Here is a 12,606-nt window from a genome sequence, read left to right as displayed (position 1 = left end):
TCGTGTCCACCGATCCGCGCCGCCCGTGCGTGGTGCTGATCGGGCCGCCCGGGGCCGGGAAGTCGACGATCGGCCGCAAGCTCGCGCGCGAACTGGGCGTCGAACTGTACGACACCGACGCCGGGATCGAGGACGAGACCGGCCGCACCATCCCCGAGATCTTCGCCGCCGACGGCGAGCCGGAGTTCCGCCGCATCGAGGAGCGTGTGGTGCGGCGGGCAGTGCTCAACCACAAGGGCGTGGTGTCGCTCGGCGGCGGCGCGGTGCTCTCCGACGCCACCCGCGAACTGCTGCGCGAACGCACCGTGGTGTACCTGGAAATCAGTGTGGCAGAGGGACTTCGGCGCACCGGCGCCAATTCCAACCGGCCGCTGCTGGTCGGCGACGACCCGGGTGCCAAGTACCGCGCGCTGATGCGTGAACGCCGGCCGCTCTACCGCGAGGTCGCCAGCGTCCGGGTCCGCACCGACGGCCGCAGCCCCGGCCGCGTGGTCCGCAATATCCTCGCCAAACTCGGCCTGGAACCGGCCGAACCCACTCCCCCACCTACCCGCCCCGCCGAGGGCGAGGGCCCGTCCCGCCGTTCCCGCTCGCGACGCCGCCGCCGCAACCGCGCCGCCGCGGCAGCCGCAGCCGACACGAGCCCCAACGCCGAGCCGAAGACACCGCCGCCCGCGGAACAGCCGTCGGCCACCCCGCAACCGAACGCCCCAGCGCCGCACACGGATTCGGCCACGGAGCAGACCACACCGAAGCGCCGCTCCCGCCGCTCCCGCCGAGGCGGCCGCCGCCGCTCCCGCAGCACCACCCCCACCCCACACACAGCCACCACTCCCGACACCGGCGTCTCCGCCGAACAGAACCCGCGCAAAGCACCCCACCGGCCCGACACGGATTCGCCCAACGCACACAGCGACCGGACCACCACGCAGCGGGCCGACACGAACCCAACTGCCGCGCAAACCGATCGGACCACCACACAGCGGGTCGACACGAACCCGGCCACCGCGCACGCGGACCGGACCACCACACAACGCACCGACACGGACCCGACCGCCGTGCACGCGGACCGAACCGCCAAGCAGCGGACCCACACGGACCCGGCCAGCGCACACACGGACCGGCCTGTCGATCACGGGGCCGATGCGCTCCGGAAACCCACCACTCGCGCGGCAGGTAGAACCGCGGCGGGCACTGCCCGCACCGTGGCCGATGGATCAGCGGGATCCGGCGGCGAGGCCCGTTCGCGGCGGCGGCGCAGTGTGCGTCGAGCTGTGGGCGCGCCCGGCTCCGATGCCGAAACCGTGGTGGGACAGTGCGGTTCGGGCCCTGATCCGGATGGCGATCGGCATCCCGCCGACGGCGTGCGCCCCGTCCGCGACGCCAGCCCTACCGGCGATCCCCGCCTCATCGGCGACGCCCGCACCACCGGCGACGCCCGCACTACCAGCGAAGCCCGCCCCACCGGCGACGCCCGCCCCGCCGGCGACGCCCGCACCACCGGCGACCCGCGCCCCGCTGGCTCGGACACGGTTGCCGCACCTCCCCGCGGCCGCTCGCGGCGTTCGGCCGCCCGAGCCGCGGGTCCTCCCGAGGGCTCGGCGCCCGGCCGCAAAGCCGTGGTCCCGGGGGCGGGCGCTTCCACCAACGGTTCGCCCGGTGCGGGGGTTCCGGCGTAAATCTATGAGTACCAACAGAATCGGAGCAGCAAGTATGACCGAGCCGACTCGCATCGAGGTTCGCACCGCCGACCCGTATCCGGTGATCATCGGGCGGGGACTGCTGGGCGAACTGGTCGAGCAGGTGGCCGGGCAGCCCGGGGTGCGTACCGTCGCGATCTTCCACCAGCCGCCGCTGACCGAGACCGCGGAGGCGGTGCGGCAGGCGCTGGCCGACGCCGACCCGGGGCCGGCCGGGGAGAGGATCGATGCGCACCGGATCGAGATTCCCGACGCCGAGGCGGGCAAGGACCTGCCGGTCGCCGGGTTCTGCTGGGAGGTGCTGGGCCGCATCGGCCTCACCCGCCGCGACGTCGTGATCAGCCTCGGCGGCGGGGCGGCGACCGACCTGACCGGTTTCGTCGCCGCGACCTGGATGCGCGGGGTGAAGGTCGTGCACGTGCCGACCACGCTGCTGGCGATGGTCGACGCGGCCGTCGGCGGCAAGACCGGCATCAACACCGAGGCCGGCAAGAACCTGGTCGGCAGTTTCCACGAGCCGACCGCGGTGCTGGTGGACCTGGTGACGCTGGAAACGGTGCCGCGCAACGAGATCGTGGCCGGAATGGCCGAAATCATCAAGGCGGGCTTCATCGCCGACCCGGTGATCCTCGACCTCATCGAGCGCGATCCGCAGGCCGCGCTCGACCCGACCGGCGAGGTCCTCCCCGAACTGGTGCGCCGCGCGATCCAGGTCAAGGCCGACGTGGTGGCCGCCGATCTCAAGGAGGCCAGCCTGCGCGAGATCCTGAACTACGGCCACACCCTCGGCCACGCCATCGAGCGGCGCGAGCGCTACCGCTGGCGGCACGGCGCGGCGGTGTCGGTGGGCCTGGTGTTCGCCGCGGAGCTGGGCCGGTTGGCGGGCCGCCTCGACGACGCCACCGCCGAACGCCACCGCAGCATCCTGGCCAGCGTGGGCCTGCCCACCACCTACGACGCGGACGCGCTCCCCCAGCTGCTGGAAACCATGCAGACCGACAAGAAGACCCGTTCGGGCGTCCTGCGTTTCGTCGTCCTCGACGGTCTCGCCAAGCCGGGCCGCCTCGAAGGTCCCGACCCGAGCCTGCTCGCCGCGGCCTACGCCACGATCGCGCGAGACGAGGCCCCCGGCGGCGGCGTGCTGCTGTAGACGGCCGCATCGCGGCGGAGTACCGAACGCGGTCCGGATCGGTTGCCGGACGGCCCGTGCTCGGCGATGCTGGGCGGTGACGAATTCTCCACCGCCGCATCAGGAGTCATCATGCCGGTCCTGCCCGCGCGTATCGTCGCCGTCCCGGTCAGCCTGTGGCTGCTGGCCGCGCTCGCCGTCGATGCCGACTATCGAGCGGACAATATCTTCGCCCTGCCGGACGCGGCGTTCTCGCTGGTCCTGCTGATCTCGGCGGTGCTCCCGGCGCGTCTCGCGGTGCCGGGCCTGACCGCCGGGTTCTTCTTCGGATCCGGCGTGGTCACGGTCGCGGCCTTAGACCGTTTCGCCCGCGACGAGCCGACGCAGGGAATTCTCGATCTCGTGGTCGCCGCCGTCTATCTCGGCGTGGCCGCGCTGCTGGTGCTCCGCGCTCCGGCACGTTCGGCGCGGGTCGCCTGAGACCTACAGCGCGGAGGCGGCGTTCGGCGGCGGGGCGGGCTCGACCTTCTTGCTCTCCCGCCCGACCAGGAACCGGCCCAGCGCGACGCCCACCATGGCGGGCACGAAGATCAGCAGGATGATGAACGAGGCGCCGGCGGTGATCTCGAAGGCGAGGCCGTTGTCGCCGAGGTCGAACTTCGGCAGGAAATCCAGCACCCAGGCCACCACGCCGGCACCCAGGCCGCCCGCGATGCCCGCCATCAGCCAGCGCATGGTGAGGTCGGCACCGCCGCGCTCGGGATCCGGGTTCGCGCGGCGGTCGCCGCGTCCGTCGAGCAGGCCCCACGCGACCACGGCCGCGATCAGCACGATCAAGCACAGGATCCGCAACCACGAGCCGTGCGTCGGCCAGTAGATCATTCCCCAGCCCAGCACGGTCCGGAGGACCACTGTCAACGCCCCGAGCACGATGGCGCGCAACACCCACGCATTCATATCGATCACCTTAACCTGTGCCACTCGGCCACCGAATTGGAACTGGTTCTAAAACCGTCGATCGGGTCCGATCACGTCTCGAGGGCCGCCGCCATCGCGGCCCGCGGCGCGGGCTGCCCGGTGAACTGCTCGACCTGTCCGTAGGCCTGGTGCAGCAGCATCTGCAACCCGCTGATCACCGTGCCCCCGGCGGCCCGCACAGCTGCCGCCAAGGGCGTCGGCCACGGGTTGTAGATGGCGTCGAGGACCACCGGCGCGGCCGCGACCGCCGCCGCCACGGGCGCCGCGCCGTCCGCGGGCACCGTGCTGACCGCGACGTCGGCCCGCGCGCACACGGCACGCACCGGCGCGTCGTCGAACCCGACGAGTTCCGCGGACATGTCGAGCCGCCGCGCGAGTGCCAGCGCGTTCGCCGCCCGCCCGGCGTCGCGCGCGAGCACGGCCACCTCTCGCACGCCGAGTTCGGCCAGCGCGAGCAGCGCGGGCCGCGCGGTCCCGCCCGCGCCGAGCACCACCGCCCGGCTCGCCCGCTCGACCCCGGCCGCCTGCAACGCGCCGCGCACGCCGTCGACGTCGGTGCAGTCCGCGCGCCAGCCGCCGTCCGTGCGTACCAGCGTGTTTGCCGAACCGGCGAGCACCGCCCGCTCGGTGACCTCGGCGGCGTACTCCAGGGCGGCGACCTTGCCCGGCATGGTCACCGACAATCCGACCCACTCCGGGCCGAGGCCGTCGACCAGCCCGGGTAGTCGCTCGGCGGTGCATTCGATGCGCTCGTAGGTCCAGTCCAGGCCCAGTGCCCGGTACGCGGCCAGGTGCAGCTGCGGTGAGCGCGAATGCGCGATGGGGCTGCCGAGCACGGCCGCCCGGCGGCCGCTAGCGCCCACTGTCGAGAATCCCGCTCTGCTGCGCGCGTTCGATATTGCGCAGGTGTTCGCTGTAGCTGTCGGTGAACATCGTGGTGCCCTGCTTGTCGACGGTCACGAAGTACAGCCACGCGCCCGGCGCGGGAGTCTCCATGGCGCGCAACGCCTCCAGCGACGGCGACGAGATCGGCGTCGCGGGCAGCCCGGGCATGGCGTAGGTGTTCCACGGTGTGCGCTTGGCGCGGTCGGCGTCGGTGGTGGCGACCTCGGTCTTGTCGAGGGTGTAGTTGACCGTGGAGTCCAGTTGCAGTGGCTGGTTGGCGGCGAGCCGGTTCACGATCACCCGCGCCACCTTCGACATGTCGTTGGGCAGCGCCTCGCGTTCCACCAGCGACGCCGCGATCAAGGTCTGGTACGGGGTCAGGCCGCCGGTCGCGGCGCCCGACTGCATCAAGCCGGTCGACTCGTAGCCGCGCGTGCTGTCGGTGACCAGCTGGGCGAGGATCTGCTCCGGCGTGCCGCTCGGATCGAAATCCCAGGTGCCCGCGGCGATCAGCCCTTCGAGCTGGCGGGTGCGGTCGGGAACCTGGCGCACCGAGTCCATCGCCCACGCGGGCACGCCCAGCGCCGCCAGGTCGGCGCTCGCGCCGGCGGCGTCGAGCTGCTCGTAGGTGACGCACTTCTTGGCCGCGCCCGTGCCCAGGCAGCTGGCGTCGGCGATCTTGCGGTAGATGCCCTCGTTGCGGGCGCCGGTGTTGACGTCGGTGGAGTCGTGCAGGCGCTTGCCCTCCGAGATCACCACGTTGCCGACCCGGGCCTCCTTGCTCATCAGCGCCGTCACCGCTTCGGAGCCCTTGCTGTGGGTGGGCACCGAGTAGAAGCCCGGCTGCACCGAGGTCATCTTCGAATTGCGCACGGCCGCTTCGTAGAACGCGCCGGAGCTGGCGACCACGCCCTTGTCGAACATGGTCTCGGCGATCTGTTCGGCGGTGTCGCCCGACTTGACCCGCACCACCACGGGCGGTCCGGCGGGGCCGGCGAAGTCCTCGGGCCCGCCCAGCTTGCCGATGAACTTGTAGCCCGCGTAACCGCCGGCCGCGACGAACAGCACGACGAACACGCAGCCGAGGATCCACAGGTTGCGGCGGCGGCGCTTGCGTTCGGCCGCCTTGCGGGAGGCGACCCGCGAGCGTTTGCCGCGTGCCGACTGCCCGCGCCCCGAGGGCCCGCGTCCGGATGGGCTGCGGGAGGATCGCCGCCGCGGCGGCTCCTCGCCGTCGTCCTCGTCGCGAACCGGGCGACCGCGCGCCGGGCGCTTGCGTGTCCCCGCGCTGCGCTGGCCCGAGCGGGGCGGGCGCGGCGGCGGCACCGGCTCGGGCTCCTCGTCGGTGTACACGGGGATGACGGTGGTGTCGTCGTCGTAGTCGTCCCAGTCGTCCTCGACCGGTGCGGCGTGCCGGGATCCGCGGCCGCGCGGGGCCCGGTCGTCCGCGCCCCACCCGCTGTCGCGACGGCGGTATCGCCGCTCCTCGACGCTCTGCCGATGACGTTCCTCGGCTCGCGCCCAGCGGTCATTCATCCGACCACCCTGCCGCCTGCTCCCCGGCCGCCTTCAACACCGCACTCCGTTCGTCCAACCATCCCTGCAGGATCGATACGGCCGCCGCCTGATCGATCATCTGCCGCTGGCCACGCGCGCGAACTCCGCTGTCCCGCAATGCACGTGCAGCTGACACCGTAGTCAAACGTTCGTCGGAAAGTCGTATCGGCACTCCGGGAATCATCGATCGCAAACGATCGGCGAAGGAGATCGCGAGCTCGGCGGAGGTGCCGTTCTCCCCGCGTAGCGTGCGGGGCAGGCCCACGATCACCTCGACGGCCTCGTACTCCCGCACAATTTCGGCTATCCGGGCCGCGGCGGTGTCCCGGGCGGTGTGCGCGCCCTGTCCCTTGCGTCGCCCGCTACCCGCCCGCGACACCGTCTCGACCGGCGTCGCCAGGATGCCGTCGGGATCGCAGGCGGCGACGCCGACGCGTACGGTGCCGACATCGATGGCGATCCGGCGGCCGCGGCCGGGGTCCGTCGCGGCGCTCGGCCGGTCGGCGGTGACCGCCGCGGCACCGCGCGGGGTCCGGCCCCCGGCTCCCGGGGGCTCCGGCGACTCCGCGCTGTCGGAGGCGTCCATCAGGCGGCCAGCTCGGCCACCCGCGCCCGCACCGCGGCCAGCCCGGCCGCGATTCCCGACGGGTCCGACCCGGCGCCCTGCGCCATCTCCGGTTTGCCGCCGCCGCGGCCGGCGATGCTCGGCCCGAAGCTGCCGACCAGATCGCCCGCCTCGAGGCCGAGTTCCTGCGCGGGCTTGTTCACCGCGACCACGAAGGGCACCTTGCCGTCGGCATTGCCCAGCAGCACCACCACGGCGGGCTCGCCGCCGAACCGGCCGCGCACGTCGGTCGCGAGGCCGCGCAGATCGCCACCGCCGACACCCTCGGGCGCGGCGGCCGCCACCAGCAGCACCCGCCCCACTCGCTCGGCGTCCTCGACGAACTTGCCGGCCTGCGCCAGCACGGCCTGAATCTTGCTGCGCTCCAGCTCCTTCTCGGCCACCTTCAACCGCTCGACCAGCTGCTCGACGCGCGCGGGCACCTCCTCGCTGGGCACCTTCAGCGACGACGCCACCCCGGCCAGCAGCGCGCGCTCCTTGGCCAGGTACCTGTAGGAGTCCAGGCCGACGAACGCCTCCACACGCCGCACGCCCGAACCCACCGACGACTCGCCGAGCACGGTGATCGGGCCGATCTGCGAGGAGTGCTCGACGTGGGTGCCGCCGCACAGCTCCATCGAGAACGGCCCGCCGATCTCCACGACCCGGACCTCGCTGCCGTAGTTCTCGCCGAACAGCGCCAGCGCGCCCATCGACTTGGCCTTGGGCAGGTCGGTGACGAAGGTGTTGACCGGGAAGTCGGCGCCGACCGCGTCGTTGGACACGGCCTCGATGTCGGCCTTCTGGTGCTCCGACAGCTGGCCCTGCCAGTTGAAGTCGAAGCGCAGGTAGCCGGGCTTGTTCAGCGATCCGGCCTGGACCGCGTTGGGCCCCAGCACCTGTCGCAGCGCGGCGTGCACCATGTGGGTGCCGGAATGGCCCTGGGTGGCGCCGCGCCGCCAGGCCGGGTCGACCTGGGCGAGCACGGTGTCGCCCTCGGTGATCTGGCCCTGCTCGACGGTGGTCTTGTGCACCCACAGCTTCTTGGCGATCTTCTGCACGTCGTTGACGCGCAGCTTCACGCCGGTCGCGGTGATCGCGCCGCGGTCGGCGATCTGTCCGCCGGACTCGGCGTAGAGCGGGCTGCGGTCCAGGATGACCTCGACGTCCTGGCCCGCCGTCGCGGTCGGCACCCGCACGCCGTCGGCGAGCAGCGCGAGAACCTGTGCCTCGGTGGTGAGTTCGTCGAAGCCGGTGAACTCGGTGGCGCCGCGGTCGACCAGTTCCTTGTAGATCGACAGGTCGGCGTGCGCGTGCTTGCGGGCGGCCGCGTCCTCCTTGGCGCGCTGGCGCTGTTCGGCCATCAGCGAGCGGAAGCCCTGCTCGTCGACCTCGAGCCCGGCCTCGGCGGCCATCTCCAGGGTGAGGTCGATCGGGAAGCCGTAGGTGTCGTGCAGGGTGAACGCGTCGGATCCGGCGATCTTGCGGCCGCCCGCGGACTTGACCTCGGCCACGGTCTCGTCGAACAGCTTCGACCCGGTGGTCAGCGTCTTGAGGAAGGCCGTCTCCTCGCCGACAGCGACATTCTCGATGCGTTTGAAGTCGGTGGACAGCTCCGGATACGAGGGGGCCATCAGCTCGCTGACGGTCTTCATGAACTCGCTCATCACCGGCTTCTCCGCCCCGAGCAGCCGCGCGGAGCGGACGATGCGGCGCAGCAGCCGCCGCAGCACGTAGCCGCGACCGTCGTTGCCGGGGTTCACGCCGTCGGAGATCAGCATGGCGGCGCTGCGAGCGTGGTCGGCGATCACGCGGAAGCGGACGTCGTCGGCGTGTTCGACGGCGTACTTCTTGCCGGTCAGCTCCTCGGCCTTGGTGATGATCGGGCGCAGCAGGTCGGTCTCGTAGACGTTGTCGACGCCCTGCAGCAGCATGGCGACGCGCTCGACGCCCATGCCGGTGTCGATGTTCTTCTTCGGCAGCGTGCCGACGGGAGCGTGGCCCTCCTTGGGGCTCAACTCGCCGCGGATGTCCTGCATGAAGACGAGGTTCCAGATCTCGAGGTAGCGGTCCTCGTCGGCGACCGGGCCGCCGTCTTTCCCGTATTCGGGGCCGCGATCGAAGTAGATCTCCGAGCAGGGACCGCCCGGGCCGGGCACGCCCATGTCCCAGTAGTTGTCCTTGCCGTCGCGGAACTGGATGCGCTCCTTGGGGATTCCGGCGACGCGGTGCCAGATCTCGGCGGCCTCGGGGTCGGATTCGTAGGCGGTGACCCAGATGCGCTCCGGGTCGAAGCCGAAGCCGCCCTCCTCCTGGGACTTGGTGATCAGCTCCCAGGCGAAGGTGATGGCCCCCTCCTTGAAGTAGTCGCCGAAGGAGAAGTTGCCGGCCATCTGGAAGAACGTGTTGTGCCGGGTGGTGACGCCCACCTCGTCGATGTCACCGGTGCGCACGCACTTCTGCACGCTGGTCGCGCGCGCGAACGGCGGCGCCTCCTGTCCCAGGAAATACGGCTTGAACTGGACCATGCCCGCGTTGACGAACAGCAGGTTGGGGTCCGGCAGGATCAGCGAGGCACTGGGGACCTCGGTATGCCCGGCACGGACGAAATGCTCCAGGAAGCGCCGTCGAATCTCGTGGGTCTGCACAACCATCCAGCCTACCGGGCACCGTCCAGCGGGTTTTCGTCGGTGGGCCGGTGAGCGGGACGCCTACGACCGCCGCGCGGTGGCCCGGCGTCGGGCCGGCCAGCGGTCCCGACCCGCTCGCGGCGACGACCGCCCACCGGTGCGGCTTCAGCGCCCGCGCACGATGCGGCGCAGCTTGGTCACCCGGGGCCCGACCTCGCGTTCGTAGCCGTGGTCGGTCGGGCGGTAGTACTCCGTGCCGACCAGTTCGTCGGGTGGGTACTGCTGGGCGAGCACGCCGTCCGGATGGTCGTGCGGGTACTTGTAGCCCTGCGCGTTGCCGAGTTGCGCCGCGCCCGCGTAGTGGCCGTCGCGCAGGTGCGGCGGGACCGCACCGGCCTTGCCCGCGCCGATGTCGGCGAGCGCGGACCCGATGGCGGCGGCGACAGCGCCGGATTTCGGTGCGGTGGCGACGTGGATGGTGGCGTGCGCGAGGGCCAGTTGCGCCTCCGGCATGCCGACCAGCTGCACCACCTGGGCGGCGGCGACGGCGGTCTGCAGGGCGGTGGGGTCGGCCATGCCGACGTCCTCGCTGGCCTGGATCATCAAGCGGCGGGCGATGAATCGCGGGTCCTCGCCCGCGCTGATCATCCGCGCCAGGTAGTGCAGGGCGGCGTCGACGTCGGAGCCGCGCAGCGATTTGATGAACGCGCTGATCACGTCGTAGTGCTGGTCGCCGGCGCGGTCGTAGCGCACGGCGGCCTTGTCGACGCTGGCCTCCACCAGGTCGACGTCGACGGTGCCGTCCGGCGAGGATTCCGCGGAGGCTTCCAAAGCCGTGAGCGAGCGGCGCGCGTCGCCGCCCGCGATGCGGACGATGTGGTCGAGGGCGGCTTCCGTGACCGTGTACTGCCCGCCCAGTCCGCGCGGATCCGCGATGGCGCGCCGCAGCACGGCGCGAATGTCGTTCTCGGACAAGGAGTGCAGCTGCAGCACCAGCGAGCGCGACAGCAGCGGCGACACCACCGAGAACGACGGGTTCTCCGTGGTCGCGCCGACCAGCAGCACGACCCGGTTCTCCACCGCCGCCAGCAGCGCGTCCTGCTGGGTCTTGGAGAACCGGTGCACCTCGTCGATGAACAGCACCGTCTGCTCGCCCGACAGCAGCCGCCGCCGCGCGAGGTCGATGACCGCGCGGACCTCCTTCACGCCCGCCGACAGCGCCGAGAGCGCCTCGAAGCGGCGGCCGGTGGCTTGCGAGATGAGCGAGGCCAGGGTGGTCTTCCCGGTGCCCGGCGGACCGTAGAGCAGCACGGACGCCGCTCCCGACCCCTCGACCAGTCGCCGCAGCGGCGATCCGGGGCCCAGCAGATGCTGCTGCCCCACCACCTCGTCGAGGCTCGCCGGACGCATCCGCACCGCGAGCGGAACATGTTCTCCCGCACCGCGGAATTCGACCGCCCCGCCGCTCGCCGGTTCCGCGCCCGGCGCCTCGAACAATCCGTCGCTCACGCCACCCCCTCGCCACACCGCAGCGCCGCACCCGCGCTCCACCACAGCATCGAGCCCGCGCCCCACCAACGCATCGCACTCTCGTCACACGACAGCGCCACGCGCGCACGGCACCGCCGAACCGGCTGCATCCGGTCGGGCCGACTGGACAGGCGCGCGGCCGTGACGACACCGGGGTGTAGCTCCTCGATGTCAGGCGGCCGGGCGTCGATTCGCTGGAAAGGCCCACTCACAGGTCATCACCGTACCCACCGGGTCCGACATTTCCGGACGACGCGGGGCGGGCCGGCTATTCCTCCCAGTACTCCTCGAGCGTCGCCGACACGTGCTCGGCGAAATCGCCCAGTGTGTCGTCGCCCGTGCAGCGGGCGTCTTCGGCGAGGGCGGCCCAGCGGTTGATCAGGGCGGCCGAGCGCGGGACGGACAGCCCGTGCTCGCGGGCGGCGGCGATGCGGGCGTGGTCGGCGGGCAGGAACCAGAAGGTGCTCAGCCACACCCAGATCAGCCGCGCCTCGAGGATGCGCTCGGCGAGCAGGTCGTCGTCGGCGAGGGCCGGCCACACGCCGACCACCTCCGAACGCCACGCCTCCACCATCTGGCGCGCCCGCTCCCGCGAGAGTTCCATATCGCACAGGCAGCCGGGGAACGAGACCAGCGCGTAGGCGATGTCGAGGGTGGCGTCGCGGAAGCCGCCCCACTCGTAGTCCAGGAAACGCGCGCCCTCGTCGTTGAGAATCACGTTGTCGGGGCACAGATCCGACGGACTGAACGCGCGGAAGCGACCCGCGGAGAACAACCGGTTACCGCGCACGATGCGCTCGGCGATCTCGCCGGGCACCTCGATCCCGAACTCGCGGGCCAGCAGACCCGGCACCTCGCCGATGGCCGCCTCGGCCTGCTGGGCGATGCCGTCGATGCGATGCACCACGTCCACCCGGCGCAGCAGCGCCACGAAATCCGGCTCGCGGCCGACCGTGGCGGCGTGCATGCGGCCGAGCGCCTGCGCGAACGCCATCAGCGAATTGCGCGTGCTCGGCTCGGCGCCGGTCTGCAGCACGGTGGTGAGCGAGGTGTTCTCGCCGAGGTCGCTGAGGATCAGCAGGCGCTCGGGGAGGTTGTGCGCCAGCAGGTAGGCGCCCGGACGGTGTGCGCTGCTCAGCGCGGTGGTGAACTGATACGACACCGCCTCGCGCAGGAACGCGGAGTCGATGCTGGCGACGCCGGGCGCGAGTCCGCCGATGCGCCGATCCTGCGCGGCGCCGCGGACCTGCTTCACGATCAAGGTCCGTGGAAGTGAAAAGGCGTTCTCCGCAACGCGCACGCGCAGTACCGTCGTCCTGCCACTTCCGCTGAGTTCGATCGGATCACTCAGCTTTACCGGAGCACCCATTCGCTTTGTGAGCAACTGTTGTGCCGCGGACACGACTTCGGCGGCGCGTTCGGCCAATAGTGCGGTCATCGGCTCCCAAGTTACTCGCATCAGGTCACTTTCAGCGAGCGGTTCGGCAACCTTTCGCGCGTCGCCCGGCGTGTCACCGCCGAGCGCTCGCCGCCGCTGCCGGATTGTGGTGGTGCGGCACCGGGACATCCGGGCCGTCGTTGCTTGACACATCC

General features: G+C 71.7%; 10 protein-coding genes and 1 pseudogene. 3 read left to right on the top strand and 8 right to left on the bottom strand.

What is annotated here, in order from left to right:
- Positions 1–2: 2 nt before the first annotated feature.
- The 3 genes and pseudogenes from IU476_RS35835 to IU476_RS02420 all read left to right on the top strand — a co-directional run.
- Positions 3–515 (top strand): annotated as a pseudogene (locus IU476_RS35835) (shikimate kinase); the annotation flags it as partial.
- A gap of 1,198 nt (positions 516–1,713) precedes the next feature.
- A complete protein-coding gene (gene aroB / locus IU476_RS02425) occupies positions 1,714–2,850 on the top strand; it encodes a 3-dehydroquinate synthase (RefSeq protein ID WP_195096039.1) in 1,137 nt (378 codons plus the stop codon).
- Positions 2,851–2,961: 111 nt separating this feature from the next.
- The gene (locus IU476_RS02420) at positions 2,962–3,309 is read left to right on the top strand and encodes a hypothetical protein (protein WP_195096037.1); all 348 of its coding nucleotides are present in this window, start codon (positions 2,962–2,964) and stop codon (positions 3,307–3,309) included.
- A 3-nt stretch (positions 3,310–3,312) separates the two neighbouring features.
- Here the strand turns inward: IU476_RS02420 and IU476_RS02415 are convergent, their stop codons facing one another.
- From IU476_RS02415 to IU476_RS02380, 8 genes are all read right to left on the bottom strand, one after another.
- Positions 3,313–3,786, bottom strand: coding sequence for a B-4DMT family transporter (locus IU476_RS02415; protein WP_228822959.1), 474 nt, complete (start codon positions 3,784–3,786; stop codon positions 3,313–3,315).
- Positions 3,787–3,857: 71 nt separating this feature from the next.
- Entirely contained in the window at positions 3,858–4,670 is an 813-nt protein-coding gene (locus tag IU476_RS02410) for a shikimate dehydrogenase (RefSeq protein ID WP_195096033.1), read from the bottom strand.
- Complete coding sequence (locus IU476_RS02405) at positions 4,660–6,228, bottom strand: endolytic transglycosylase MltG (RefSeq protein WP_195096031.1); 1,569 nt, start codon at positions 6,226–6,228, stop codon at positions 4,660–4,662. Before IU476_RS02405 ends, IU476_RS02410 begins: the two co-directional genes overlap by 11 nt.
- Positions 6,221–6,835 carry a Holliday junction resolvase RuvX gene (gene ruvX, locus IU476_RS02400; RefSeq protein ID WP_195096029.1) on the bottom strand — a complete coding sequence of 205 codons (615 nt, stop codon included), beginning with the start codon at positions 6,833–6,835 and terminating at the stop codon, positions 6,221–6,223. The genes IU476_RS02405 and ruvX overlap by 8 nt, the downstream gene beginning before the upstream one ends.
- Complete coding sequence (gene alaS / locus IU476_RS02395; RefSeq protein ID WP_195097362.1) at positions 6,835–9,501, bottom strand: alanine--tRNA ligase; 2,667 nt, start codon at positions 9,499–9,501, stop codon at positions 6,835–6,837. The genes ruvX and alaS overlap by 1 nt, the downstream gene beginning before the upstream one ends.
- A 147-nt stretch (positions 9,502–9,648) precedes the next feature.
- Positions 9,649–10,992 (bottom strand): replication-associated recombination protein A, encoded by a 1,344-nt coding sequence (locus tag IU476_RS02390; protein ID WP_195096027.1) that lies wholly within the window; start codon positions 10,990–10,992, stop codon positions 9,649–9,651.
- Positions 10,989–11,225, bottom strand: coding sequence for a hypothetical protein (locus tag IU476_RS02385; RefSeq protein WP_195096025.1), 237 nt, complete (start codon positions 11,223–11,225; stop codon positions 10,989–10,991). Before IU476_RS02385 ends, IU476_RS02390 begins: the two co-directional genes overlap by 4 nt.
- 56 nt (positions 11,226–11,281) lie before the next feature.
- Positions 11,282–12,451, bottom strand: a complete 1,170-nt coding sequence (locus IU476_RS02380; RefSeq protein ID WP_195096023.1) for a phosphotransferase family protein — start codon at positions 12,449–12,451, stop codon at positions 11,282–11,284.
- Between the last annotated feature and the right edge of the window lie 155 nt (positions 12,452–12,606).

The sequence above is a fragment of the Nocardia blacklockiae genome (assembly GCF_015477355.1).
Taxonomy (GTDB): Bacteria; Actinomycetota; Actinomycetes; order Mycobacteriales; family Mycobacteriaceae; genus Nocardia; species Nocardia blacklockiae.
Note: the sequence above shows the minus strand (reverse complement) of the source record. Positions and strands in the feature narration are given on the sequence as shown.